The sequence below is a fragment of the Streptomyces sp. NPDC096339 genome (assembly GCF_044762985.1).
Lineage (GTDB): Bacteria > Actinomycetota > Actinomycetes > Streptomycetales > Streptomycetaceae > Streptomyces.
On the sequence record NZ_JBIWFI010000042.1, the window covers coordinates 1 to 25,378 of the forward strand.

The 25,378-nt window shown below is 70.5% G+C and carries 26 protein-coding genes and 1 tRNA gene; 11 read left to right on the forward strand and 16 right to left on the reverse strand.

The window, feature by feature from the left end:
* Positions 1-230 precede the first annotated feature (230 nt).
* A complete protein-coding gene (locus tag ACIQ5Y_RS34510; protein WP_403889840.1) occupies positions 231-653 on the forward strand; it encodes an acyl-CoA thioesterase in 423 nt (140 codons plus the stop codon).
* Between the two features lie 206 nt (positions 654-859).
* Positions 860-1,135, forward strand: coding sequence for a hypothetical protein (locus ACIQ5Y_RS34515; protein ID WP_403889667.1), 276 nt, complete (start codon positions 860-862; stop codon positions 1,133-1,135).
* Between the two features lie 228 nt (positions 1,136-1,363).
* On the opposite strand, the gene ACIQ5Y_RS34520 is transcribed toward ACIQ5Y_RS34515, so the two are convergent.
* From ACIQ5Y_RS34520 to galU, 7 genes are all read right to left on the reverse strand, one after another.
* Positions 1,364-1,437, reverse strand: a tRNA-Ala gene (locus tag ACIQ5Y_RS34520).
* 78 nt (positions 1,438-1,515) lie between these two features.
* On the reverse strand, positions 1,516-2,562 hold the full coding sequence (locus tag ACIQ5Y_RS34525) for a hypothetical protein (protein WP_403889669.1): 1,047 nt from the start codon (positions 2,560-2,562) through the stop codon (positions 1,516-1,518).
* A gap of 169 nt (positions 2,563-2,731) precedes the next feature.
* Entirely contained in the window at positions 2,732-3,340 is a 609-nt protein-coding gene (locus ACIQ5Y_RS34530) for a GNAT family N-acetyltransferase (RefSeq protein WP_403889672.1), read from the reverse strand.
* Between the two features lie 17 nt (positions 3,341-3,357).
* Positions 3,358-3,861, reverse strand: coding sequence for a molybdenum cofactor biosynthesis protein B (locus ACIQ5Y_RS34535; protein ID WP_403889843.1), 504 nt, complete (start codon positions 3,859-3,861; stop codon positions 3,358-3,360).
* Positions 3,862-3,941: 80 nt separating this feature from the next.
* A complete protein-coding gene (gene moaC / locus ACIQ5Y_RS34540) occupies positions 3,942-4,421 on the reverse strand; it encodes a cyclic pyranopterin monophosphate synthase MoaC (RefSeq protein WP_030706954.1) in 480 nt (159 codons plus the stop codon).
* Positions 4,422-4,494: 73 nt separating this feature from the next.
* Complete coding sequence (gene glp, locus ACIQ5Y_RS34545) at positions 4,495-5,856, reverse strand: gephyrin-like molybdotransferase Glp (RefSeq protein ID WP_403889675.1); 1,362 nt, start codon at positions 5,854-5,856, stop codon at positions 4,495-4,497.
* A 4-nt stretch (positions 5,857-5,860) separates the two neighbouring features.
* Positions 5,861-6,763 carry a UTP--glucose-1-phosphate uridylyltransferase GalU gene (galU, locus tag ACIQ5Y_RS34550; RefSeq protein ID WP_384590054.1) on the reverse strand — a complete coding sequence of 301 codons (903 nt, stop codon included), beginning with the start codon at positions 6,761-6,763 and terminating at the stop codon, positions 5,861-5,863.
* Between the two features lie 94 nt (positions 6,764-6,857).
* On the opposite strand from galU, the gene ACIQ5Y_RS34555 reads away from it, so the two are divergent.
* Positions 6,858-7,469, forward strand: coding sequence for a 5-formyltetrahydrofolate cyclo-ligase (locus ACIQ5Y_RS34555; RefSeq protein ID WP_403889679.1), 612 nt, complete (start codon positions 6,858-6,860; stop codon positions 7,467-7,469).
* Between the two features lie 13 nt (positions 7,470-7,482).
* Here ACIQ5Y_RS34555 and ACIQ5Y_RS34560 read toward each other — a convergent pair whose 3' ends face one another.
* Positions 7,483-10,338, reverse strand: a complete 2,856-nt coding sequence (locus ACIQ5Y_RS34560) for a penicillin acylase family protein (RefSeq protein WP_403889682.1) — start codon at positions 10,336-10,338, stop codon at positions 7,483-7,485.
* Between the two features lie 225 nt (positions 10,339-10,563).
* Here ACIQ5Y_RS34560 and ACIQ5Y_RS34565 point away from each other — a divergent pair, with 225 nt between their 5' ends.
* The 8 genes from ACIQ5Y_RS34565 (at position 10,564) to mscL (ending at position 17,643) form a co-directional block, all read left to right on the forward strand.
* Positions 10,564-12,084, forward strand: a complete 1,521-nt coding sequence (locus ACIQ5Y_RS34565) for a potassium/proton antiporter (protein ID WP_403889685.1) — start codon at positions 10,564-10,566, stop codon at positions 12,082-12,084.
* Between the two features lie 440 nt (positions 12,085-12,524).
* A complete protein-coding gene (locus tag ACIQ5Y_RS34570) occupies positions 12,525-13,847 on the forward strand; it encodes an MFS transporter (RefSeq protein WP_403889688.1) in 1,323 nt (440 codons plus the stop codon).
* A 67-nt stretch (positions 13,848-13,914) separates the two neighbouring features.
* Complete coding sequence (locus ACIQ5Y_RS34575; RefSeq protein WP_403889691.1) at positions 13,915-14,235, forward strand: FmdB family zinc ribbon protein; 321 nt, start codon at positions 13,915-13,917, stop codon at positions 14,233-14,235.
* A 91-nt stretch (positions 14,236-14,326) separates the two neighbouring features.
* The gene (locus ACIQ5Y_RS34580; RefSeq protein WP_403889694.1) at positions 14,327-15,160 is read left to right on the forward strand and encodes an S-methyl-5'-thioadenosine phosphorylase; all 834 of its coding nucleotides are present in this window, start codon (positions 14,327-14,329) and stop codon (positions 15,158-15,160) included.
* A 66-nt stretch (positions 15,161-15,226) separates the two neighbouring features.
* Positions 15,227-15,694 (forward strand): hypothetical protein, encoded by a 468-nt coding sequence (locus tag ACIQ5Y_RS34585; RefSeq protein WP_403889697.1) that lies wholly within the window; start codon positions 15,227-15,229, stop codon positions 15,692-15,694.
* Positions 15,695-15,786: 92 nt separating this feature from the next.
* Entirely contained in the window at positions 15,787-16,341 is a 555-nt protein-coding gene (locus ACIQ5Y_RS34590; protein ID WP_403889700.1) for a carboxymuconolactone decarboxylase family protein, read from the forward strand.
* A 129-nt stretch (positions 16,342-16,470) separates the two neighbouring features.
* Complete coding sequence (locus tag ACIQ5Y_RS34595; protein ID WP_403889703.1) at positions 16,471-17,016, forward strand: hypothetical protein; 546 nt, start codon at positions 16,471-16,473, stop codon at positions 17,014-17,016.
* 123 nt (positions 17,017-17,139) lie between these two features.
* Entirely contained in the window at positions 17,140-17,643 is a 504-nt protein-coding gene (gene mscL / locus ACIQ5Y_RS34600; RefSeq protein WP_403889705.1) for a large conductance mechanosensitive channel protein MscL, read from the forward strand.
* A 13-nt stretch (positions 17,644-17,656) separates the two neighbouring features.
* Here mscL and ACIQ5Y_RS34605 read toward each other — a convergent pair whose 3' ends face one another.
* The 8 genes from ACIQ5Y_RS34605 to pflA all read right to left on the reverse strand — a co-directional run bounded on the left by ACIQ5Y_RS34605 (position 17,657) and on the right by pflA (position 25,349).
* Complete coding sequence (locus tag ACIQ5Y_RS34605; RefSeq protein WP_403889708.1) at positions 17,657-17,875, reverse strand: hypothetical protein; 219 nt, start codon at positions 17,873-17,875, stop codon at positions 17,657-17,659.
* 37 nt (positions 17,876-17,912) lie between these two features.
* Positions 17,913-19,340, reverse strand: coding sequence for a NarK family nitrate/nitrite MFS transporter (locus ACIQ5Y_RS34610; RefSeq protein WP_403889711.1), 1,428 nt, complete (start codon positions 19,338-19,340; stop codon positions 17,913-17,915).
* A 2-nt stretch (positions 19,341-19,342) separates the two neighbouring features.
* Positions 19,343-19,711, reverse strand: coding sequence for a hypothetical protein (locus ACIQ5Y_RS34615; protein WP_403889714.1), 369 nt, complete (start codon positions 19,709-19,711; stop codon positions 19,343-19,345).
* Entirely contained in the window at positions 19,708-20,373 is a 666-nt protein-coding gene (locus ACIQ5Y_RS34620) for a Rieske (2Fe-2S) protein (protein WP_403889717.1), read from the reverse strand. Before ACIQ5Y_RS34620 ends, ACIQ5Y_RS34615 begins: the two co-directional genes overlap by 4 nt.
* A complete protein-coding gene (locus ACIQ5Y_RS34625; RefSeq protein ID WP_403889720.1) occupies positions 20,370-21,026 on the reverse strand; it encodes a 4Fe-4S dicluster domain-containing protein in 657 nt (218 codons plus the stop codon). The genes ACIQ5Y_RS34620 and ACIQ5Y_RS34625 overlap by 4 nt, the downstream gene beginning before the upstream one ends.
* 6 nt (positions 21,027-21,032) lie before the next feature.
* Positions 21,033-23,351, reverse strand: coding sequence for a molybdopterin oxidoreductase family protein (locus ACIQ5Y_RS34630; RefSeq protein WP_403889723.1), 2,319 nt, complete (start codon positions 23,349-23,351; stop codon positions 21,033-21,035).
* The gene (locus ACIQ5Y_RS34635) at positions 23,348-24,454 is read right to left on the reverse strand and encodes an MFS transporter (protein WP_403889726.1); all 1,107 of its coding nucleotides are present in this window, start codon (positions 24,452-24,454) and stop codon (positions 23,348-23,350) included. The genes ACIQ5Y_RS34630 and ACIQ5Y_RS34635 overlap by 4 nt, the downstream gene beginning before the upstream one ends.
* Before the next feature lie 67 nt (positions 24,455-24,521).
* On the reverse strand, positions 24,522-25,349 hold the full coding sequence (gene pflA / locus ACIQ5Y_RS34640; protein WP_403889729.1) for a pyruvate formate-lyase-activating protein: 828 nt from the start codon (positions 25,347-25,349) through the stop codon (positions 24,522-24,524).
* Positions 25,350-25,378: the final 29 nt, after the last annotated feature.

Here is a 25,378-nt window from a genome sequence, read left to right on the forward strand (position 1 = left end):
CACGATGCGCAGGGCCCGGACACGGAGCGAAAGCGGGAGACCAGCGTGCCCAACACCGTCCGGGGCACACGGCTGAGCATGAGTTCTGGCAACAGGACCCACTCCCGCTCAGTCTTTGGGAAACGGTACTGGCGCCAGTGGAGCTGGTCCCCGTACAGCCCGCACCGGACGTCCTGACCGGGGTTCCGGCTCCGTACGACAGCACCTCGACCAGAAAGGGATCCGCCTACGTGCCCCAGCCGTTCAGCGTCCGCATCGGTGTCCGCGAGTACGAACTCGACACCCGCGGCCACCTCAACCAGGCCGTCTACCTGCAGTACTGCGAGCACGCCCTGTGGGAGGTTCTCCGAGCCGCGGGGGTGCCGGGGGACAAGCTCCTGGCGAGCGGGGTCGGGCCGGCCCAGCTCGAATGCACGCTGAAGTTCAAACGGGAGCTCCAGGGCGGGGAAGAGGTGGACGTCTCCTGCGTCTTCACCTGGGGAGAGGGCAAGACCTTCCGGCTCCGCCAGGACATCCGCAAGGCCGACGGAACCCTCGCGGCAGAAGTGACGGGGGTACTGGGCCTCCTCGACCTGTCCGGCCGCTCCCTGATCCCCGACCCCGGCGGCCACCTCCGCACCCTGGCCGAACACCCCGCCGTCCTCGGCCTCTGAGTCAGAAGCAGGGATCCCGCCCGGTCATCTTCCGACGACCGGACGGGATCTCGTGAATACGGCGACAACCCGACCGAGGAACAGCTCCGACAAGGAATCAACGACGCGATGGACCGGATCGAGCAAGCGCAACGCACTGGTGAGAACGACCCGCAGGTCGGGAACCGGAAGTGACGCGGGGACAGTGGGGCTGTGCGGTCGCTCCCGTGGCCGGTCTGGCTACCGGCGTTCTCGGGTCGTTGTTGCTGGCAGCCGCCTGGCGCGCGTGCGACGTGGGGGTGAACGCCGCTGCCAACGGGCTCGCGCTGATCTTCTACGGAGCCCTGCTCGCGAGCACGGCGGCGGTGTGGTGGGGGGTGCTCATCGGGTATGCGGGACATTGGAACCCCACGGTCGCCCTCCTGGGCGGCACGGCCGGCACAGCGGTCATCGTATGGATCTTCGTGGCTCTCCTCCGGGTCCCCAACGGCTACCACTGCTGACGAGGCCGCATCCGACGCGATGGCCGGCCGACGTGTGCCCGGCATTGGTCAAGTGGCCGTCGGCGCCCCCTGCCGGGGGCGAGCGCCAGGGCGCGCTTTTCGCGTCGTCATCGGTCGCGATGGGACACCGGCCCGAACATGCCGCAGAAACGCAGAGATCCCGCCCCGCCTTGCGGCGGAACGGGATCTCGTGACGATTCCTGAGAGCTACTCAAGAACTGTCGTTTGTGGACCTGTGGGGATTTGAACCCCAGACCCCCTCGATGCGAACGAGGTGCGCTACCAGACTGCGCCACAGGCCCTTGCGACGTGTGAAACATTAGCATCCCCGCGCCGGTGCTCCAAAACGCGTATCCCGGAGCGTCCGCGCAGGTCACCGATCACTCGTTCGCGGCACGCGGGCGGTCGTCGCTCTCGTACTGGTCGAACAGCGGTGTGCGGCCCCGGCCCTGGCCGCGCGGGCGCGGGGTGGACTGGGGCTTCGGCTCCGGCTTCGGGGCCGCGGGCTGCGGCTGCAGCTGGGCGCGCAGGCGGGGGTCCGTCGGTTCGGCCGTGCTGGAGCGGGTCGAGCTCCAGGCGTCCGGGGTCGCGGGGCCCGTCGCGCGCGGGGCCACCGGGGCCGTCACGTACGTCGGCAGCGGGACCGGGACCGGCTCCCAGCTGTCACCGCGCGCGGGGCCGCGGTCGCGTTCGCGCTGCTGGTCCACCCACTCGGCGTGGTCGGTCTGCTCGACCAGCGCGCGCCGCCCGGCCTCCTGCGGGGAGACCGGTGGCGCGGGGTCCGGTTCGGCGCCCGATGTCGCGGCCTCCTCGGTGTCCCGGCGGCGCGGGCGGTTCTCCCTCAGGTTGCGCGCGGCGGCCTCGGCGCGGCGCCGGTCCATCGTGAACTCGTAGCGGCGCCGCTCCTGGACCCGCAGGTGCACGATGTACGCGCTCAGGAGCAGGGCGGGCACGGCGGGGGCCCACAGGTAGCGCAGCCCGCCCACCGCGGCGACGACCGCGCCGAGGGTGAAGACGAGGAAGAGGAGCGCGGTGGTGCGCCGGCGGCGCGCGAGGACCTGGAGGCGCTGCTCGCGCCGCGCCCGCTCCGCGCGGTGCTCCCGTTCGACGGTGGCCGCTCTCGGCTCCGCCCTGGTTGGGGACACGCCAAGGGCCCGGGCGTCGGCGTCGACGGAATCAACCGTTTCCGTGACCGCGTCCGGGTCCGCGTGGGGCTGGGGCTCCGCCTCCTCGGCACCGCGCTCACGCAGCCCCTTGGCGTAACGGCGCTCCATTCCCGCCCGGCCGGAAAGCAGCCGAATGGCAGTGGAGAAGCGTTCCGTCGGACGGGCTTCGTTCAGCTCGTCCTGCCTCCGGAGCCACATGGGCACCAAGTAGGCGGCCCAGGCCCCGACAATGACTGCGTAGATGAGGCCGCTGCTGCTCACACCTCACACCGTAGAGGGACGCGGCCTACGGGATCGGCCAATTGGGCCGGTGTGTCGCGCGATCTCGCTGATATCACGGACTTTTTTTGTGATTCTTCGGATCAGGTTATGGGCAAATCGGTTGCCCGGGGCATACGAGGCCCGATAAATCGAACGGATAATCGATTATCTATTTCGGCGGGGCACCCGACTGCCGGGACCGCTGCCAGCGGCGCAGCAGCCCCTCCGGCACCTCTTCCGCCGTGACCGCGTAGACGAGGTGGTCGCGCCAGGCGCCGTCGATGTGCAGGTAGCGCGGACGCAGCCCCTCCTCGCGCAGGCCCAGCTTCTCCACGACCCGTCGGCTCGGCCCGTTCTCGGGGCGGATGCACACCTCGATCCGGTGCAGTCCGACCTTCGCGAAGCAGTGGTCCACGGCCAGCGCGACCGCCGTGGGCATGACCCCGCGGCCCGCCACGTCACGGTCCACCCAGTAGCCGACGTGCGCCGCGCACATCGATCCCCAGGTGATCCCGGCGACGGTGAGTTGGCCGACCAGCCGGCCCTGGTACTCGATGACGAAGGGCAGCATCCGGCCCGCGTTCGCCTCCGCCCGCAGATGGCGGACCATCTGGCGGTACGTCGGCCGCTGTATCACCGGCCCCCAGGGGGCGGGCGGCGGAATGGTGGCCTCCCACGGCCGGAGCCAGTCCCGGTTGCGGCGGTTGACCTCCCGCCAGGCCTTCTGGTCCCGCATCTTTATCGGCCGGAGGGTGACGTCGCCGTCGTTCAGGACCACCGGCCAGGTGGGGCCGTTCAGCTCGTGCTCCCGGAGGGTTCCGCCGGTCTGGGGTGGTCGCCGCCGCGGATCTGGTCCACGGCGTGCGGGATGAGGCGGGAGAGGACGGCGAGGCCGTCGCGGACGCCGCCCGTGGAGCCCGGGAGGTTCACGATCAGGGTGTGCCCGGCGACGCCCGCCAGTCCCCGGGACAGCGCCGCGGTCGGGACCTTCGCCAGGCCTTCCGCGCGGATGGCCTGCGGGATGCCCGGGATCTCGTAGTCCAGCACCCGGGCGGTGGCGTCGGGGGTGCGGTCGGTGGGCGAGATGCCGGTGCCGCCGGTGGTCAGGATGACGTCGTAGCCCGCGGCCACGCCCTCGCGCAGCGCCTGCTCGACGGGGTCGCCGTCCGGGACGACCTGCGGGCCGTCCACCGTGAAGCCGAGCTTCTCCAGCGCCTCGGCCAGCAGCGGGCCGCCCTTGTCGGCGTACACGCCCTGCGCGGCCCGGTTCGAGGCCGTGACGACGAGGGCCCGGCCCAGGGCGGCGGCCGCCCCCGCCCGCTCCTCCTCCGGCCGGGGGCCGTGGCTGTGGCTGTGGACCTCGCCGCCGCGCGGGGGGTTCACGAGCGCGCCCAGTCGCCGGACTTGCCGCCGGTCTTCTCCTCGACCCGGACGTCCGTGATGACGGCGCCCTTGTCCACCGCCTTGACCATGTCGATCACGGTGAGTCCGGCGACCGCGACGGCGGTCAGCGCCTCCATCTCGACGCCCGTGCGGTCGGTCGTCTTGACGGTGGCGAGGATCTCGACGGCGTCGTCGGCGACCTTCAGGTCAACCTTCACGCCCGAGACGGCCAGCGGGTGGCAGAGCGGGATCAGGTCGGGGGTCTTCTTGGCCCCCATGATCCCGGCGATCCGCGCCGTCGCGAGGGCGTCGCCCTTGGGCACGCCCTCGCCGCGCAGCAGCTCGATCACCCGGGGGGAGACGAGTACCCGTCCGCTGGCACGGGCCGTCCGGGTGGTGACGTCCTTCTCGGAGACGTCGACCATCCGGGCCGCACCGGCCTCGTCGATGTGGGTCAGCCTGCTCTGGGTACTCATTGCTGTGCCGCTCCGCTCTGGGCCCGCGCGGGGCCTGTGTGGTGCGACACACGCTACCCGCACCGGCCGCGGTTCAGCCGAGCAGGACCACTTCCAGCTCGGTGCCCGGCTCCACCGAAGTGACGTCCTCCGGTACGACCATCAGCGAGTCGGCGTGCGCCAGCGCGGCGATCAGGTGGGAGCCCGATCCGCCGACCGGGCTGACCGTGCCGCTCTCCGCGTCGTACTTGCCGCGCAGGAACTGGCGGCGGCCGGCCGGGGAGCCGAGTGCCTTGTCGGCGCTCAGCACCGCCCGCACGCTGGGGCGGCGCACCTCGGACTCCGGCAGGCCCATGAGCGTCCGGATGGCGGGGCGCACGAACAGCTCGAAGGAGACGTACGAGGACACCGGGTTGCCGGGCAGGGCCAGCAGCGGGGTGTGGTCCGGGCCGATGGTGCCGAAGCCCTGCGGCTTGCCGGGCTGCATGGCCAGCTTGCGGAAGTCCATCCGGCCGCCGTCGACGTCCCCGGCGTCCGTGCCGTCGCCGCCCGCGCCGGACTGGCCGACCGAGGACAGCGCCTCCTTGACCACGTCGTACGCGCCGACGCTGACCCCGCCCGTGGTGACGAGCAGGTCGGCCCGGATCAGCTGGTCCTCGATGGTGGAGCGCAGGGTGTCGGCGTCGTCCGCGACCGCCCCGACCCGGTAGGCGATGGCCCCGGCGTCCCGCGCGGCCGCGGCCAGCGCGAAGCTGTTGGAGTCGTAGATCGTCCCGGCGGCCAGCGCCTCACCCGGCTGGACCAGCTCGCTGCCGGTGGACAGCACGACCACGCGCGGCCGGGGCCGCACCCGTACGGTGCCGCGCCCGATGGCGGCCAGCAGGGCGATCTGCGGCGGTCCGAGCACGGTCCCCGCGGCCAGGGCCAGGTCGCCGGCCTGTACGTCGCTGCCGCGCGAGCGGACGTGCGCCCGCGCCTCGGCGGCCCGGTGCACCCGCACCTCGCCGGCTCCGCCCTCGGGGGCGGCGCTGGCCGGGGTCATCCCGGAGGCCGCGCCTCCGCCCGTGCCGCCGTCGGTCCACTCGACCGGTACGACGGCCTCCGCGCCGGGCGGCAGCGGTGCGCCGGTCATGATGCGGGCGGCCTCGCCGGGACCGACGGTGGGCAGCTCACCGCTGCCCGCCGCGACGTCCCCGACGACCGTCAGCACCGCGGGGAACTCCTCGCTCGCACCCTGGACATCGGCGACCCGGACGGCGTACCCGTCCATGGAGCTGTTGTCGAAGGGCGGGAGGGCGACGGGCACGGTGACGTCCTCGACCAGGACACAGCCCTGGGCGTCCAGCAGCTGGAGCTCGATGGGCTCCAGTGGGCGGACGGCGGCGAGGACGTCCGCGAGGTGCTCGTCCACGGACCACAGACGGTGGCCGGTCTCCTGCGGTGCGGAACTGCTCAAGGTGCTACATCTCCTCCGTGACGTAACGGTGAAGCCAGGTGCGGAACTCCGGACCCAGGTCCTCGCGCTCGCACGCGAGGCGGACGATGGCCCGCAGGTAGTCGCCGCGGTCCCCGGTGTCGTAACGACGACCCCGGAAGATCACGCCGTGCACCGGACCGCCGACGGTCTCGTCGGCGGCCAGCTTCTGCAGGGCGTCGGTGAGCTGGATCTCCCCACCGCGGCCCGGCTCGGTCTCCCGCAGTATGTCGAAGATCGCGGGGTTGAGGACGTAGCGTCCGATGACCGCGTAGTTGCTGGGGGCGTCCGCGGGGTCCGGCTTCTCGACGAGCCCGGTGATCCGGACCACGTCCTCCTCGTCCGTGGCCTCGACGGCGGCGCAGCCGTAGAGGTGCACGTTGGCCGGGTCCACCTCCATGAGGGCGATGACGGTGCCGCCGGTGCGGGAGTGGATGTCGGCCATCTGACGCAGCAGCGGGTCGCGCGGGTCGATGAGGTCGTCGCCGAGGAGGACGGCGAAGGGCTCCCGGCCGACGTGCGGTTCGGCGCACAGCACGGCGTGGCCGAGGCCGCGCGGGTCGCCCTGGCGGACGTAGTGCATGGTGGCCAGGTCGCTGGACTCCTGGACCTTCTTCAGCCGGTCGTCGTCACCCTTGGCGATGAGGGCCGATTCCAGCTCGTAGTTCCGGTCGAAGTGGTCTTCCAGGGCACGCTTGTTACGCCCAGTGATCATCAGGACGTCGTCGAGTCCGGCTCCCACGGCTTCCTCGACCACGTACTGGATGGCCGGCTTGTCCACGACCGGGAGCATTTCCTTCGGGGTCGCCTTGGTCGCCGGAAGAAAACGAGTGCCGAGGCCCGCAGCCGGAATAACAGCCTTCTTGATCACGGGGTGCAACATAGTCATGGCCAGAACGATAGTGGGTCTCGTCGGACGCTCAACGGGATCGCGGTAGGTAGATCCGCTTATGTCCATATTCCAAGGGAGATTTGATTCCGCTGTGAATGAGAACCCGCACACCGCCGCCTCCACCAAGGCCGAGCTGCGCCGGGAACTCCTCGCCGCCCGCCGAGCCTTGTCCCCCGACGCCTGCCGTGCGGCGGCCTCCGCGCTCGCCGCCAGGGCCCTGGAACTGCCCGAGCTCGCCGACGCGCGCACCGTGGCCGCGTACGTCTCCGTCGGCACGGAACCGGGCACCCGCGATCTGCTCGACGCCCTGCGCGCGGCCGGCAAGCGGGTGCTGCTGCCCCTGCTGCTGCCCGACAACGATCTCGACTGGGCCGCCTACGAGGGCCCGGCGAGCCTCGCCGAGGCCGCGCATCCCGGGAAGATGCGGCTGCTGGAGCCGTCCGGCCCGGCGCTCGGACCGGACGCGGTGACCGGCGCCGAGGCCGTGCTGCTGCCCGGGCTCGCGGTGGACGGGCGCGGGATGCGGCTGGGCCGCGGCGGGGGCTCGTACGACCGGGTGCTGGAGCGGCTGGAGCGCACGGGGGCACATCCCGCGCTGGTGGTGCTCCTCTACGACGACGAGGTGGTCGCGCGGGTCCCGGAGGAACCGCACGACCACCCCGTTCAGGCTGTGGCCACCCCTTCCGGGGTGCTCCGCTTCTAAGGCGTGTGGGCCGCTAGGGCTTGAGGGTCAGGGTGTCGACCGTCGCCTTGTCGACCGCCTCCTTGCCGAAGGGCCACTCCAGCAGATCGCCCTTGGCCCACATCGTCGTCTGGTCGGTGTAGTTCGAGTGGTACGTGTGCCCCGAGGCGCCCGTGAGGTTGATCCAGCGGGACTTGTCGAGGTCGTTGAGGTTCACGACCATCCGCATCGACGGCACCCAGGTCACCCCGTACCCGCTGGAGGCGTTCCAGCCGGTGGCGTTGACGGTGGCCTCGCCGCCGCCCAGGTTCCAGGGGCCGCGGTTGAGGAGCCACTGCAGGAAGCCGGGGCCCTCGGTGCCGATCGTCTGGTTCTTCAGGGTCAGCTGGTGCAGCCGGCCCCAGCTCCAGGTGGACTGGTCCTTGCCGAGCTTGGCGGTCAGCTCCCAGCGGGCGTCCTCCATGGCCCGCGCGAACAGCTCGTCGCGGGTGGTGGTCGCCGGCACCGTGAGGTTCTTCCTGGGCGCGGCCCACCAGGCCGACTTCTCGTCCTTGACCAGGCGGCGGACCACCTCGAACCAGCGGTCGCCGCCGTCCGGCTGCGCCGAGTCGCTGCCGCGCATGCCGCATTCGCGGACCACTTCGGCCAGGTCGTCGTTGGGGCCGCTGCTCTGGTCGTGGACGTTCATGCAGCTGCCCTCGATCCGCAGCTCCTTCGGCATCTTGTCGCCGAAGGCCAGCTTGAGGATGTTGCGCCAGACCGCGTTGAAGTAGGCGGCCGCCGCCGAGTCGGGCTCCTGGGTGTAGTTCCAGCCCTCCAGCAGCTTCTGCGCGGACCGCACGTCCGGGTCCTTGACCTCGATCTTGGCGAGCATCGGGGTGAGCAGCGCGGCGATCTCGCTGCTGTTGTCCATCTGCATGGCCCGCATGTCGTCGGTCGAGATCTTGCCGCTGTCCTTGATCTTCGCCTCGATGAGGTCGTTGATCCGCTGGCTGCGGGCGCCGTAGCCCCAGTCGGTGGTCAGCGTGTTCGGGTACTTGCCCGCGCCGGTGCCGCTCTCGACGACCGCCTGGTTGGCGGTGACGATGAAGCCGCGCGAGGGGTTGAGGTCCCAGGGCAGTTCGTTCTGCGGGACGTAGCCGGCGTTGCCGTCCCTGCCACCCTTCCAGGCGTACTTGGAGTCCCAGCCGGGGGCCGGCATCCGGCCGTCGCCGGTGCCCGCGCCGCGCACCGGGATCCGGCCGGGGGCCTGGTAGCCGATGTTGCCGTACTGGCCCTTGTTGTCGGCGTAGATCAGGTTCTGGGAGGGGACCTCGAAGTCGGCGGCCGCCTTGCGGAAGTCGTCGAAGTTCTTGGCCTTGTCGAGCTTGAAGACCGCGTCCATGGACTTGCCCGGGTCGAGGGCGGTCCAGCGCAGGGCCACGGCGTAGCCGGTGCCGCGGTCGGGGGCCGAGGAGGCGACGGGGGCGCGGGAGCCGACCGTGCCGAGCTCGTCGCTGCGGTCGGAGATCAGCGGGCCGTTGTTGGTGGTGCGGACGGTGATCTTCTTGCTCTTCTCGCCCGCGATCTTGATCTCTTCGACGCGGGTGGTGAAGGGGAGCACCTTGTTGTCGTAGGCGTAGCCCTCGGGCTTGACCTGCTCCAGGTAGAGGTCGGTGACGTCGGCGCCCAGGTTGGTCATGCCCCAGGCGATGTCGGTGTTGTGGCCGATGACCACGCCGGGCATGCCGGAGAAGGTGAAGCCGGCGACGTCGTACTGGCACTGGGCCGAGACGGCGCGGCAGTGCAGGCCCATCTGGTACCAGACCGAGGGCAGCTGCGGGGAGAGGTGCGGGTCGTTCGCGAGCAGCGGCTTGCCGGTGGTCGTGTACTTGCCGGAGACGACCCAGGAGTTCGAGCCGATGCCGCTGCCGTTGGGGCCGAGGATCGCGGGGATCTGGTCCAGGGTCTTGGCGAGGGAGGTCATCTGCGTGCGCAGGCCCACGGTCGCGCCCTGGGCGGTGGCGTTGTCGGCGAGGCCGGTGGGGCCGTTGGTGCCGCCGTTGGCGGTGCTCGCGTTCGAGCCGGTGGTGCTGCCGGTGGCGCCGGTGCCCGTGGCGTCCTTCGAGGCGGAGCCGGTGGCGGTCCCCTGCGGTGCGTACTTGCCGGCCTCGATCTTGCCGCCCTCGACGATCGGACGGTTCCGGTCGAAGGGGTACGGCGGGTAGAGCTCGTCGATCTGCGCCTGCGAGAGCGTGCTCGACATCAGCGCGCGGTCGATCTCGTCCTGCATGTTGCCGCGCAGGTCCCAGGCCATGGCCTTGAGCCAGGCCACCGAGTCCACCGGCGACCACTGCTCGGGCTGGTAGTCGGAGCTGAGCTTCAGGGCGGCGTGCTCGACGGAGAGGTCCTTGCCGGACTTCCCCTTCAGGTACGCGTTGACCCCGTCGGCGTAGGCCTGGAGGTACTTCTTGGTCTCGGGCGAGAGCTTCTTGTCGTACTCCTCCTGGGCGACCTGGCGCCAGCCCAGGGTCCGCAGGAAGGCGTCGGTCTCGACCTGGCCGGAGCCGAACATCTCCGAGAGCCGCCCGGAGGTCATGTGGCGGCGTACGTCCATCTCCCAGAAACGGTCCTGGGCGTGGACGAAGCCCTGCGCGCGGAAGAGGTCCTCGTCGTTGTCGGCGTAGAGCTGGGGAATCCCGTGCTCGTCGCGCTTGACGTCGACGGTCCCGGTCAGGCCGGGCACCTTGAGGGAGCCGGTCGTCTGGGGGAACGAGGCGCGCACGCCGTCCACGCCCCAGTACGCCCCGGTGCCGAGGCCCGCGAAGAGCGCCAGGACCAGCACGAGCACGATCAGACGGGCTCGTCGTCCCTTCTTCTTGACGGGAGGAGCGGTTTCGTTGGCGGGCATCGCTGTCCTTAGAGGGGCAGGGTGGTCCTGGGAGTGCTGGGAGCAACCATAGGCGCAGGACCGGCCCCGGTGATCCGCCAGGGGTCCCGGTGCTGAGGACAGGGGCAAACACACGTTTCACAATGTGGTTATCGCGTAAAGAGAGCGTCAAAGATTAGGTAAGGTAACGAACTACTTGCCGAACCTGTCGCGCGGAGGAGCGGTCCACCGGCTCCCCCGTGCGCTTTGAGGAAGGGTCGCCCACTGACTGTCCACACGCTCAATGAGCTCCTGCTGGTCTGCTCGCTCGTGCTGCTCGTCGCCGTCGCGGCGGTACGCATCTCTTCACGCAGCGGCCTCCCCAGCCTGCTCATCTACCTCGGCATAGGCATCGCGATAGGCCAGGACGGCATAGGCAACGTCGTATTCGACAACGCCGAACTGACCCAGGTCATCGGCTATGCCGCACTCGTCGTGATCCTCGCCGAGGGTGGTCTGGGCACCAAGTGGAAAGAGATCAAGCCGGCCCTGCCGGCCGCGATCGTGCTGTCGCTGGTGGGCGTCGCGGTCAGCGTGAGCGTCACGGCGGCCGGGGCGCACTACCTGGTCGGACTCGAATGGCGCCAGGCCCTCTTGATCGGCGCGGTCGTCTCCTCGACCGACGCCGCGGCCGTCTTCTCCGTACTGCGCAAGGTCCCGCTCCCCTCCCGGATCACGGGCGTCCTGGAGGCCGAGTCCGGCTTCAACGACGCACCCGTCGTGATCCTGGTCGTCGCCTTCGCGACCGTCGGCCCGGTGGGCCCGTGGTACGTCCTGGTCGGCAAGATCGCGCTGGAGCTGCTGCTCGGCGCCGCCATCGGCCTGGCCGTCGGCTTCCTGGGCGCCTACGCGCTGCGGCACGTGGCGCTGCCCGCCTCGGGCCTCTACCCGATCGCCGTGATGGCCATCGCCATGGTGGCGTACGCGGCGGGCGCGCTGGCGCACGGGTCGGGCTTCCTCGCCGTCTACCTGGCGGCCATGGTGCTCGGCAACGCGAAGCTGCCGCACTGGCCGGCGACGCGGGGGTTCGCGGACGGACTCGGCTGGATCGCCCAGATCGGCATGTTCGTGCTGCTGGGCCTGCTGGTCACCCCGCACGAGCTGGTGAACGACTTCTGGCCCGCGGTGATCATCGGGCTGGTGCTCACGATGGTGGCGCGGCCGCTGGAGGTGTTCGTCAGCCTGCTGCCCTTCCGGCTCCCGTGGCGGGAGCAGGCCCTGATGTCGTGGGCCGGCCTGCGCGGAGCGGTGCCCATCATCCTGGCGACCATTCCGATGGTGTCCGGGATCGAGGGCAGCGAGCGCGTCTTCAACATCGTCTTCGTGCTCGTCGTCGTCTACACCCTGGTGCAGGGGCCGACGCTGCCCTGGCTGGCGCGCAAGCTGCGACTCGGCGACACCGGCGAGGGCGCATCCGACCTCGGCATCGAGTCGGCCCCGCTGGAGAAGCTGCGCGGGCACCTGCTGTCCTTCGCGATCCCGCCGACCTCACGGATGCACGGTGTGGAGGTGAGCGAGCTGCGGCTGCCGGCCGGCGCCTCGGTGACCTTGGTGGTGCGGGACGCGAAGAGCTTCGTACCGGCTCCGTCGACCGTGCTGCGGCGCGGGGACGAGCTGCTGGTCGTGGCGACGGATCCGGTGCGCGACGCGGCGGAGGCGCGGCTGCGGGCGGTGGCCCGGGGCGGCAAGCTCGCCGGGTGGCTGGGCACGGGCGGCGCGAGGACGTGAGGCGTGAGGGCGTAAGGCGTGAGGGCGTAGGGCATGAGGGCGTAGGCGGCACAAGGGGCGTTACCCAGCGTTAGAGCGTCACTCTAATTCGATGTCTTAGGTGGATTCTGTCCGGATTCACCCGCGTTTCCATGGCTTCTGAATGCGAAGTTCCAGTTAATCGCAGGTGAAGACACTCCTTGTCGCCGTAATCACAGGGCTCATCACGGCCGCCCCCTGTATGATGAAGGCACAACACATCGAACCAACTCTGCCTGACGCAGAGCTGGCGCGACCGCAAAGCGGCCGTGGCTCCCTCCCGCAGTGGGCGCCCAGGTATCACTCGGTTCTGCGCAAGAGGACAGCTCTCGGGGCTCCCACATGTACGGGTGCGGTCGCTCACAAGGCGAAGCACCGTCCGCAGACGGGGACGCTCTACCAGGCAGCGGAAAGGCAAGGCCGTGACATCCGCGGTCACGACCGACAAGTCCGCCCGCCCCGGCTACGGGCAGCTCCTGCGCACGCCCGGCGCCCTCGGCTTCGTACTCCCCGGCTTCGCAGCCCGACTCCCCTTCGGCATGCTGACCATCGGCATCCTGCTCCTGGTCCAGCACACCACCGGCTCCTACGGCAGCGCCGGCATCGTCGCCGCCGTCACCGGCATCTCCATGGCGCTGTCCGCGCCGCTGATGGGCATCTTCACCGACCGCTTCGGTCAGAGCGCCGTCCTGATCCCCGTGGTCCTCACGCACACCGCCGCCGTCAGCGGCCTGGCGGTCCTCGCGCTGATGGACGCCCCCCTGCTGGTGCTGGCGCTGGCCGCCATCCCGACCGGTGCCTCGGTGCCGCAGGTCGGACCGATGGTCCGGGCCCGCTGGGCCGCCAAGCTGCAGGGGTCGCGGCTGATGCCGACGGCCGCCGCCTTCGAGTCCGTCACCGACGAGTTCACCTTCGTCGTCGGCCCGGTCCTGGCGACCGCCCTGTGCACCGGCGTCCACCCGGCTGCCGGCCTGTTCACCGAGGCCACGCTGACCCTGCTCGGCGGTCTGCTCTTCGCGGCCCAGCGGGCCACCCAGCCCAAGCCGCACGCCCCGTCGGCCTCCGGTGAGAAGCGCGCCTTCGCGCTCTCCTCGCCCGGCCTGCGCGTACTGATCTTCGCCTTCCTCGGGATCGGCGCCGTCTTCGGCGGCATGCAGGTCTCGCTCGCCGCCTTCGCCAACGAGATCGGCAACCCCGGGGCCAACGGCCTGCTCTACGGCATCTTCGCCGCCGGCAACATGATCGCCGGCATCGCCATGGGTGCCATTACCTGGAAGATCGGCCCGCGCCGCAGGCTGATCGTGGGCTACATCGGCCTCACCGCCGTCGCATCCGTCCTGTGGGCCGCGAACTCTGCGATCCTGCTCGGCGCGCTCGGCCTGGTCGTCGGCCTGTGCATCGCGCCGGCGCTGATCACCGGCTTCACGATGGTCGAGCAGCTGGTCCCCGCGAACGCCCGGACCGAGGCCTTCACCTGGCTGACCGGTTCGATCGCCTTCGGGCAGGCCATCGCCGTCACCCTGGCCGGCCGTCTGACGGACGCGCACGGGTCCTCGTACGGCTTCCTGGTGCCCGCGGCGGCCACCGTTCTCGCGCTGACCACCCTGCTGGTGCTGCGCGGGAAGCTGGCCCCGAAGGCCCCGAGCCGGATCGTGAAGTCGTCCGCCCCGATCGCCCCGAAGGTGATCCGGAACACGGTGAACGAGCGTGGGATGGGTCACCGCGTGCCGGTGACGGTGGACTGATCCGCCGGAATACGTCACCATGGAGCGTCGTTAGCACTCATCGAGTCAGAGTGCCAGGAGGAAATTCGTGCCGACCTACCAGTACCAGTGCACCGAGTGCGGTGAGGGCCTTGAGGCCGTGCAGAAGTTCACCGATGACGCACTGACCGTGTGCCCGAGCTGCGACGGACGCCTGAAGAAGGTGTTCTCCGCGGTCGGCATCGTCTTCAAGGGCTCCGGTTTCTACCGGAACGACAGCCGTGGCGCCTCTTCGAGCAGCACCCCTGCCTCGAAGTCCTCGTCGACGACGACGTCCACGACGTCCACCGCTGCCGCCGCCCCCGCCGCTTCGTCCTCCTCGACGTCGTCGAGCTCGGGCAGCAGCGCCGGCTCCACCTCGGCGGCCTGACCGTCCGATCGCCTTTCCTTCAGGCCCCGCCGCCCTTCCCGGGCAGCGGGGCCTCGGGCATGCCCCGGTGGACCCCGTTAGGGTGACGTACATGGCGAACGCAGAGATCGGTGTCATCGGCGGCTCGGGCTTCTACTCCTTCCTGGAGGACGTCTCCGAGATACAGGTGGACACCCCGTACGGGCCCCCGAGCGACTCCCTCTACCTCGGCGAGCTGGCGGGCCGCACGGTGGCCTTCCTGCCCCGGCACGGGCGCACCCACACCGTCCCGCCGCACAAGATCAACTACCGGGCCAACCTGTGGGCCCTGCGCTCGGTCGGCGTCCGCCAGGTGCTCGGCCCCTGCGCCGTGGGCGGTCTGCGGCCCGAGTACGGACCGGGCACGCTCCTCGTGCCGGACCAGCTGGTCGACCGTACGAAGTCCCGCGTGCAGACCTTCTTCGACGGGGAACCCCTGCCCGACGGCAGCGTCCCGAACGTCGTGCACACCACCTTCGCCGACCCGTACTGCCCGGTGGGCCGGTCCGTGGCCCTCGCGTCGGCCCGGGAGCAGGGCTGGGACGCGGTGGACGGCGGCACCATGGTCGTCATCGAGGGGCCCCGGTTCTCGACCCGCGCCGAATCGCAGTGGCACGCGGCGGCGGGCTGGTCGGTGGTCGGCATGACGGGCCACCCGGAGGCGATCCTCGCCCGCGAGCTTGGGCTCTGCTACACCTCGATGGCCCTGGTCACGGACCTGGACGCGGGCGCCGAGACGGGTGAGGGCGTCTCCCACACCGAGGTCCTGAAGGTGTTCGGCGAGAACGTTGGCCGGCTGCGCAAGGTCCTCTTCGACGCGGTCGCCGCCCTGCCGGAGACGGAGTCGCGCGACTGCCTGTGCACCCACGCCCACGACGGCTGGGACCTGGGCATCGAGCTCCCCTAGCGCTCTGGCCGGTGAACCTTTCCGGTCTCGGCACCGGTTGTCGGACGCGGGCCGTACCCTCCGGGCATGGGAGATTTCGGGGGAATGATCGTGGCCCGCTGCTCTGCCGAGGAGCTGTTGGGGATCGCCGGTGAGGCCGGGTTCGAGGGGGTCGACCCGGGTGTGCGACCGGCCGGCGAGTGGACGACGGTGACCTTCGCCGACCGGCCGGCCGGTGGCGGCACCGTGGTGGCGCGGCGGACGGGAGAGCCCGTCTTCACGGTGGCGTACCTCGACAGCGACGTCGGTTTCGTCGAGGCCGTCACCCCGGTCGGGAGCCGCTGGAAGGCCCTGCTGAACCGGGGGAAGGCCGTGGACTACGGGATACCGCTCGACCGCTACCCGGTCGAAGGGGCCGTGGCCGGGGCGCTCGCGTGGGCGGCCGCCGGCGGGCTGACCGCCGACGCGGCGGGCATCAGGTCTGCGCTCACCGGCGAGGAGATCTTCGCGGAGGACCTCGCCGACCGTCTCCTCGTCGCACTCGGGGTCTCGTAGAAACGATTTTCCGGAGGCTGTCACATTCCGGGGGGCTGTCCGGTCCTTGCTGTTGAAGGACCACAGAGACCGCTTCCCGGGAGACGACAGCCATGGCTCGCATCTCGCTCACCCCGCCCCGCACCCTCCTCATGCGCATCGGTGCCTGGTACTCGCGCCGCACCTACGGAAAGGTGCTCGACCCCGGCCAGGCGTACGGGCACAACTCGCGCGTGCTGTTCTCGTACGTCCGCCTCGAACAGCAGGCGGCGAAGTGGAACGCCCTCGACGCCGGGCTGAAGCACCTCGCGGTGATGGCCGCGGCGGCCCGCATCAACTGCTCGTGGTGCATGGACTTCGGCTACTGGGAAGGTCGTGAGAAGGGCCTGTCCGCGCGGAAGATCGAGCTGGTCCCTCAGTGGAGGGAGAACCGAGAGGCCTTCACCGCGCTGGAGGCGCTCGTCATGGAGTACGCCGAGGCCATGACCGAGACCGAGCCCGCGGTCACCGACGAGCTCGCCGCGGAGCTGATCGCGCGGCTCGGCGAGGCCGCGTTCGTCGAGCTCACCGCGATGGTCGCCCTGGAGAACTGGCGCTCGCGCGTCAACAGCGCCTTCGGCCTGACCAGCCAGGGATTCGCGGAGGAGTGTCGGATCAACCCCGTGTGAGTGACGGAAATATCCACAGGGCGGGGACCGTCCACAGGCCGGAGCGGGATCCGGCGGGAGACCGGATCGTGGGGTGTGTCCGGGCGCAGGGTCCGGGCACGGCACGCGACCGGCTTGGCGGTGTTCCTCATGTCCCTTACTGCTTCGACCAGTTCTTCCCCCTCGGCGCATTCCCCTTCGGCGCATTCCCCCTCTACGTGTCCCCCCGCGCGCACGGTCCCGCAGTTCCCCCCGCTTCGCGTGGGGCGGAGCGGGGAGCGGCTGCGCAGGGTCCTGCGGCGTCGGCGGCGCGCCGGCGCGGCCGGGCTCGCGGTCGCGGCGGCGGCCCTGGCGGTGGGCGGGACGGAGGCTCAGGCCTCGCGGGGCGCCGCACCGGCGGAGGTGAAGCCCCCGACGCCGGCGGCGGCCGTGCGGACGGTGTCCGCCCCGGTGCGCATCGCGGACGCGGCGACGGTTCGGCTGCTACGGCCCGGGGACCGGGTCGACGTGGTGGCGGCGGAGCGCGCCGGGCCGCCCAGGGTGGTGGCGGCGGGGGCTCGGGTTGCCGAAGTACCCGCTCCCGAGCAGGGTGTTGGGGACGGTGGGGCACTTGTGGTCCTGTCCGTGCCCCGGGACACCGCACGTGCTCTCGTGGGGACGGGCTCCGTGGCGCGGCTGGCGGTGACGTTGTGCTGATTCGCACGCACGCCCAGTCAAGTCACCTCCAAGTGGGCGTCGATTGGACACGCCGGGCCTGGACTGCCGTAGCTTTCGGAACCGTTGACTCCGTGTTCGGCAGATTCGAAGAAAGGCTCAGTGGTGGGCGAGAAGAAGAAGGAGAGCGTCCTGGCGGGCTTCAAGGCCTTCCTGATGCGCGGCAACGTGGTCGACCTGGCGGTCGCCGTGGTCATCGGCGCGGCGTTCACGAACATCGTGAACTCGATCGTCAAGGGAATCATCGGCCCGGTCGTGGGCGCGGTCGGCACGAAGAGCCTGGAGGGCTACAAGACCTGCATCAAGGAGCCCTGCCAACCCGGTCCGGACGGACAGCCCACGGGCATCGAGATCCTCTGGGGTTCGGTGCTGAACGCCACGCTGACCTTCGTGATCACCGCGGCGGTCGTGTACTTCCTGATGGTCCTGCCGATGGCGAAGTACCTCGCCAAGCAGGAGCAGCGCCGCAAGGCCCGGGAGGGTGTCCAGGAGACGATGGAGATCACCGAGCTGGAGGTCCTCAAGGAGATCCGGGACAACCTGGTCGCCCAGCGGAGCGGCAGTGCCAACGGCTCCACCGTTGCTCCGGGGTCGCGCGACGCGTTCTGACGGATCCGCCGGCTCAGATGTGGTGCGGGGGCTTCTCGTCGAGGAAGCGGGCCAGGTCGGCCGCGCTCCCGCCGGCGGGCGGCCGCTCGCCCCAGCCGCGGTCGGTGTCGTCCGAGGACTGCTGGTCCAGGGGATCGTCGAAGACCAGCCTGGGCTTGGGCTTGGGCTTGGGCTCGGTCTCCGGCTTCGCGGCGGGCTCGGGATGCGGGTCGGGGGCGGCGGAGGTGCTCATGCCTCCAGGGTACGGCCGCCCCCGGCGCCCGCTCCGCTCAGCTGGGGGCCTCGGCGCCCTTGCGGGCGTAGAACCACCAGCACACCGCCAGGCACGTGGCGTAGAAACCGATGAAGATCCACAACGCGTTGGTGACGGCCATCGCCGCGAACATCGCGGGGATGAAGAAGAAGCCGTAGGCGGCGATGGCGGAGGAGAAGCCGGTGACGGCGCCCGCCTCCATCTCGGACTGCTTCAGCGCTGCCGCCTGCGCCTCGGGGCCCTTGCCCTCGGCCTCGCGCATGTGCTGGTCCCGGAAGATCACCGGGATCTGCCGGAAGGTCGATCCGTTGCCGAGGCCGGAGAAGGCGAAGGCCACGAGGAAGCCGATGAAGAAGGCCCAGAAGCTGCCCTGGTCGCCGCCCGAGGGCAGCGCGAAGATCACCACGATCAGGGCGGCGGCCATCCCGAGGAACGACAGCATGGTGACCTTCGCGCCGCCGATCCTGTCGGCGAGCCGGCCTCCCGCCCAGCGCATGAGCGCGCCGATGAAGGGGCCGATCCAGGCGTAGGTGGTCGCCTGGTAGCCCTGCGACTCGAAGTTGTTCTTGATCAGGAGGGGCAGGCCGGCGGCGAAGCCGATGAAGGAGCCGAAGGTGCCGACGTAGAGCCAGGTCATCAGCCAGTTGTGCTTGCGCTTGAAGATGATCTTCTGCTGGCTGAAGGGCGCCGCGGCCACCTTGAGGTCGTTCATCAGGAACCAGGCGAGCACCGTCATGATCACCAACAGCGGCACCCACAGGAAGGCGCCGTTCTGCAGCCAGATGTCCGTGTCGTTCTTCGCGTCGTGCTGCGGGCCGCCCGCCGGGGCGCCCAGCACGGCCGCGGTGACCACCAGCGGAGCCACGAGCTGGACCACGCTCACACCGAGGTTGCCGAGCCCGCCGTTGAGGCCGTTGGCGCTGCCCTTCTCCCGCTTGGGGAAGAAGAAGCCGATGTTGGCCATGGAGGAGGCGAAGTTCGCGCCGCCGATGCCGCAGACGGCGGCGATCAGCGCCAGCTCCCAGTACGGGGTGCCGTTGTCCTGGAGCGCGAAGCCGAGCCACAGCATCGGCACGACCAGGATCAACGTGCTGAAGGCGGTGAACTTCCGCTCGCCGAAGATCGGCCCGATGAAGGTGTACAGGATCCGGAAGGTACCGCCGGTGATCCCGGGGATGGCGGTCAGCCAGAACAGCTGCGACTTGGAGAAGCCGAAGCCGACGTCGTTCAGCTTGACGACGGTCACCGACCAGACCTGCCAGACCACGAAGCCGAGCATCAGCGCGGGGATGGAGACCCAGAGGTTGCGCTGGGCGACCCTGTGCCCGGTGGACTGCCAGAAGGCGTCGTCCTCCGGCCGCCAGTCGCCGATGGTGGCGCCGGGCTTGTAGGTCTCGGCGCGGTGCGAGCGCACCGCGGGCGGGGTGGGCGTGGGCATGGACATGGTCATCGGTCCTTGGGGTCGAGGAGCCACAATCCGAGGACGACGAGGAAGGACAGGATCAGGAATCCCGCCCCCCACCAAGCCGTTCCGGTGTTTCCCTTCATCCACTCGTTGACGGTCACGGTCAGCGCCCAGAGCTGTCCGATGACCACGGTGAGGGCCAGGGCCAGACGGGCGTTGAGCTTCGAGGACCGCTCCGGCTCCTGCTCGGTGCCGGCTCCCGGGCCGGGGCCCGTGTGGCGGATCCGCGGGTCTCCGTAGCCGCTGGTGGAGCGGATCTGCGGATACCGCTCGTGGACCGGCCGGTTCAGCCGGGGCTGGGCGCTGCCCGGGTGGTACTCCGGGCGCGGGGGGATCTGCGGGGCGCTCATGTGCGTTTCCTCTCGGGCTCGGCGGCGTGGTCCGATCCCGGGCAGCGCAGTTGCTGCGAGAACTCGGGGTGGGAATCGCCGAACTGCCGGCAGAGGGCGTCCTTGGCCGGCTCTCCCGACCGGGCCGTGCCGATGGCCCAGACGCTGCCGTCCGCCTGCTCGGTCAGGAAGACCCTGGGGAGCGGGCGCGGCGGCGGGCCCGCGGTCACCTCGCCGGTGCGCGCGTCGAAGACGCCTTCGTGGCAGGGGCAGTACAGCTCCCCTTCGGGTCCGCGGTCCTCGCGCCAGAGCACGGCGCAGGCCAGGTGGGTGCAGACGGCGGAGTAGCCGACGAGGGTGCCGTCGGCGAGCCGCACGGCGACGGCCCGGTCCTCGTCGCCGGGGAAGCGGAAGGCCACGGACCGGCCGGGCGCCAGTACGTCGGTGACCTTCTTGGGCTCGGGCAGCTTCTCGCTGTCGCCGTGCCGGTGCAGGATGCCGGCGGCGACGCCGACACCGCCGACGGCCAGGCCGCCGGAGACGGTGGCGACGATCCGCAGGTAGTCGCGGCGGGTGGTGAGGGAGTCGGCGCTGATCCGGTCGCGCAGCTGCTCCGCGGCGGCGTCCCCGTCGGGGTCCGGTCCCGGGGTGGAGGCCGGAGGGGGCTGTTCGGTGAGACTCATCGGACGTCCACTCCCCCCACCCGTCGCCCGCCGCCACCCTCATTCGAATGCGCTTCGCGCATGTCCACTCCATTGATCTCCACGATGGGCAGACCCCCGGGGACGGGCCACTGCACCTTGTCGGCGGGTACGACCATCGCCACGCCGGTGGATACCACCACGTCTCCGAAGACGAAGGAGTCGGCGACCTGCACGCCGGGCCGCTCGGTCTGGAGCTCTTCGAGGGTTCCGTAGAAGAGGGCTCCGGTGGGGCAGACGGTGGCGCACATGGGGGCCAGGCCGTAGGCGGTGCGGTCGTAGCAGAGGTTGCACTTCATCTGCAGCTTCGCCTGGAGGTCGATCTTCGGGACGCCGAAGGGGCAGGCGTTGACGCAGTTGGCGCAGCCGATGCAGCGGGTGGTGTCGGCCTGCTGGACCACTCCGTCGGCGGTCACCAGGATCGCGTCGGCGGGGCAGACCTCGGCGCAGGGCGCGACCGGGTCTTCGCAGTGCATGCAGACGGTCGGGAGGGAGGCGACGGACATGCCGGGATCGGTGTAGTCCAGGTGGATCATCGACTTGCCGCGGTGGGAGTCGCATTCGCGGCAGGCGGAGACGCAGGCCTGGCAGCCGATGCAGCGACCCGGGTCGATGAAGATCGTGCGGCCCATCATGGCGGGTCAGCTCCTCTCCGCCGTGCCACGGCCCTGCGGGGACGTGGGCGGCAGGGGGTCGGTGCGGGAGACCTGGGTCTCCGGATAGGCCTCGCGGCCCGGGGCCGTGGGCGGCGCGGGCACTTCGTCGACCTTTTCGCCGGCCTCGACGCGGGCGGCGCAGACCTTGAACTCCGGGATCTTCGAGCGGGGGTCGAGGGCGTCGATGGTCAGGGCGTTCGCGGCCGTCGGCACGGGCCAGTGGTAGGGGATGAAGACGGTGTCCGGCCGGATGGCCTCGGTGACCAGGGCCGGGAAGACCTCGCTGCCGCGGCGGGTGACCACCCTGACCGGGTCGCCGTTCTTGAAGCCGTGCGAGGGGTGGACCTCCACCCAGGGGCGCGGGGTCTGCTCGACGAGGGCGCCCAGGCGTCGGGTCTGGTTGCCGGAGAGGAAGTGGGCGACGGTACGGCCGGTGGTGAGGGAGAGGGGGAACTCCTCGGTGTAGGGATCCATCGGCGCGTGCCACTCGACGACCTGCATGTGGACCTTCCCGTCGGGGTGGAAGGTCTTGCCGCCCTCGAACAGCCGGGGGGTGCCCGGGTGGTCGGTGGCGGGGCAGGGCCACATGATGCCGCCGGTCTCCTCCAGGCGTTCGTAGGTGATGCCGTAGTAGTCGTTGACCGTGCCGGCGGAGGCGATGCGCAGCTCCTCGAACACCTCGCGGGAGCCCGCGAAGTCGAACTTGTCGCCGGCGCCGAGGCGCCGTGCGAGTTCGCACATCACCCAGGTGTCGGTGCGCACCCCGGCGGGCGGTTCCTGTGCCTTGTTGTGCTTGACGACGCGGGCCTCGGTGTTGGCCATGACGCCCTCGTCCTCGGCCCACACGGTGACGGGGAAGACCACGTGTGCGTTGGCCGCGGTCTCGGAGAGGAAGAAGTCGAACTGGGCGTGGAATTCGAGGCGGTCGTAGCCCTCTTTGACCGCGCCGTAGTTGGGGAGGGAGACGAAGGGGTTGTTGCAGATGCCGATCAGGCCGCGGATCTCCTGCCGCTGCATCTGCCAGACCATCTCCATCATGGAGGTGCCGGCGGGCGGGAGTTCGGATTCCTCGATGCCCCAGATCCGGCAGATCTGCCGGCGGTGCTCCTCGTTCATGATGGAGCGGCCGCCGGGCAGCAGGTCCGCCTTCTGGCCGTGCTCGCGGCCGCCCTGGCCGTTGCCCTGGCCGGTGATGGTTCCGTAGCCGGCTCCGGGCTTGCCTAGGTTCCCGGTGGCCACGCACAGGTTGATGATCGACAGGCAGTTCTCGACGCCCTGCGAGTGGTGCTCGACCCCTCGCGCGTGGAAGGCCATGGCCTTCTCCGCGCCGCCGAACATGCGGGCCACCTGGAGGATCTGCTCCTCGGGGACCCCGCAGATCGCGGCGGAGCGGGCGGGCGGGTAGTCCTGGACGGTCTTCTTGACCTCGTCCCAGCCGGTGGTGTGGGCGGCGAGGTACGCCTCGTCGGTCAGTCCCTCGGCGACGACCACGTGCAGGACGGCGTTGAAGAACGCGGAGTCGGTGCCGGGCTTGAGGGCGACGTGGACGTCGGCGGTGCGGGCGATGGCCGTCTCGCGCGGATCGACCACGATCAGCGAGGCGCCTCGGTCCCGGGCGCCCCACAGGTACTGGGTCATCACGGGGAAGCACTCCCCCACGTTCGACCCCGCGATCAGCAGGCAGTCGGTGAGGAGGATGTCGGAGAAGGGGTTGGCGGCCCGGTCGATGCCGAAGGACAGCTTGTTGGCGCCGGCGGCACTGACCATGCACAGGCGGCCGTTGTAGTCGACGTGCCGGGTCTTGAGGGCGACCCGGGCGAACTTGCCGACCAGGTAGGTCTTCTCGGAGTAGAGGCTGGCGCCGCCGAGCAGGCCGAAGGCGTCGTTGCCGTGGGCGCCCTGGATGCGGCGGATCTCGGAGACGGTGAAGTCGAGTGCCTCGTCCCAGGAGACCTCCCTGAACTCCTCGTCCCGGGAGCGGCGCAGCAGCGGACTCGTCAGCCGGTCGGGGTGGTTGACCTGCTGGTAGGCGTTGATGCCCTTGGGGCACAGCCGCATCCGGTTGATGTCGTGGTTGCGGGGCTCGACGCCGAAGACCTTGCCGCCCCGGTCCACGCGCAGGTACATCCCGCACTGCACGCCGCAGAAGCAGCAGTGGGTGGGGACGAGGGTCTCGCCGTTCTGGTCGGCGTGCCACTGGTCGGCGGGGATGCCGCCCGCGTCGCGGAAGTTGCGGGTGCCGGGCGGGGCGATGGAGGGGTCGATGGGCAGCGGGGCGGTCCGGGCGGGGTCCGTCGCGGTCACTTGAAGCCTTTCTTGACGTCGTTCAGATAGGCGTTGCCGCGCAGGACCCGCTTGCAGCGCGGGCAGTATTCGGCCCAGGAGTCGAAGTCGAGCTTCAGGTCCCGCATCGTGCCGCGCAGGTTCTCCACGTACGGGGCGGTGTCGATGGGCTCCCCGCAACGCTTGCAGGCGAAGACCTGGTCGTCCTGGCGGGCCGTGTACTTGAACAGCTGCATGCCGACGGCGGCGGGGCGCTGGACGATGTGGAAGAACTTCCCGAACGGGATGTAGATGAGGGTGAACACCACCGACACCATGTGCAGGATGGCCAGGAACTCGTAGCCGCCGCCGTGCAGGAAGATCGACGAGAAGGTCAGCAGCAGCCCCGTCACGGAGATCACGATCAGGCAGATCAGCGGCAGCAGGTCGTAGGCGAACCGCTGTCCGGTGATGGCGCCCCGGTCCTTCATCCGTCGCCACAGGAAGTACGAGGCGCCCGGGATGACGAGGACCGCGGCGATGTCCAGGCCGTGGAACATCAGCCAGCCCAGGATGTTCAGCGAGTCGAAGCCGAGGACCTTGAACCCCCAGATCCGCATCTCGTAGCCCGGTCCGGAGCCGCTGTCCGAGGTGAAGGTGAACCAGCCCCAGGTGAGCGGGAAGGTGATGAGCGCCGCCAGGACGCAGCCCCAGAAGATGAGCTGGTGGGCGGCCCAGCGGGCGCGCGAGCGGGCGCCGAGGAACTTCTGGAAGCCCAGGTAGGTGGCGATCATCTTCGGCAGTGCGGTGGGAGCCTTGCGGAAGTTCTCCGCGGAGAAGAAGCTGCCGAACCCCTTCTTGAAGAGGCGGCGCGCGCCGGGTGCGGAGACCCACACGGTGTACCGGTAGGCCACGCCGAAGGCGAGGAACACGGTGGCGACGGCGTACGGCAGCAGCGCCGAGTCGAAGTCGCGCAGGAGGCGGCTGCCGAGCACGATCGCGGCGATGAGCAGCAGCGAGACGACGGTGCCGGCCACGGTGGCCCGTACGGCGACGGACTTGCCGGCCGGCTGTGGGCTCTGGGGCGGCTGGGCCGGCGGCTCCGGCGGCGGGGCCTGGTCAAGGACTTCAGTGGGCTCGGACACAGCACCACGCTAAGTGGTCTGTACCGTTTCAGCCCGCTATGGGGTATTTCTGATTGGGCTGAACGGGTTAGACGGCTGCCAGTCCGTGAGCGGTGAAGACGGCCTTGGCCGCGGCCACCTGGTCCGGCGTGGGCGAGGGGGTGTCGTGCAGGGTGAACTCCGCGCCCAGGGCTTCCCACTTGCTCTCCCCCAGCTTGTGGAAGGGCAGGACGTCGACCCGTGAGACGTTGCCGAGGGTGGCGGCGAAGGCGGCGACGCCCTCGACGTTCTCGCGGGCGTCGGTCAGCCCGGGCACCAGCACGAACCGCAGGTGCACCTCCTTGCCGAGGCCGGCGAGGCGGCGGGCGAAGTCCAGGGTGGGCTCCAGCGGGCGGCCGGTGACATGCCGGTAGGTCTCGCGGTCCCAGGACTTGATGTCGAGCAGGACCAGGTCCACGTCGCGCAGCAGCGCGTCGGTGGCGCGGGCCCCGAGGAAGCCCGAGGTGTCGAGGGCGGTGTGCAGGCCGAGGTCGTGCTTCATCCGGTGCAGCAGCTCGCCCGCGAAGACGGGCTGGAGCAGCGGCTCACCGCCGGAGATGGTGGCCCCGCCGCCCGCGGCGGCGATGAACCGGGTGTACTTGCGGGCCTCGGCGATGACGTCGTCGGCCGAGGTGCGCTTGCCGGCCCGCATCTTCATGGTGTCGGGGTTGTGGCAGTACAGGCAGGTCAGCGGGCACCCGGACAGGAAGGTGACGAACCGGGTCCCGGGGCCGTCCACCCCGGTGGAGAGGTCCCAGGAGTGCACGGAACCCTCGCTGGGCCGCTGCGTCGCGGCGGCGGCCGGGGTCTGCCCGGCGCTGACGGCGACGGCGGTCGCGGGGCCGACGGGGATGCTCGTACCGAAGAGGACGGTCATGGCAGGTGCTCCAGAGGTGGGTGCGCGGC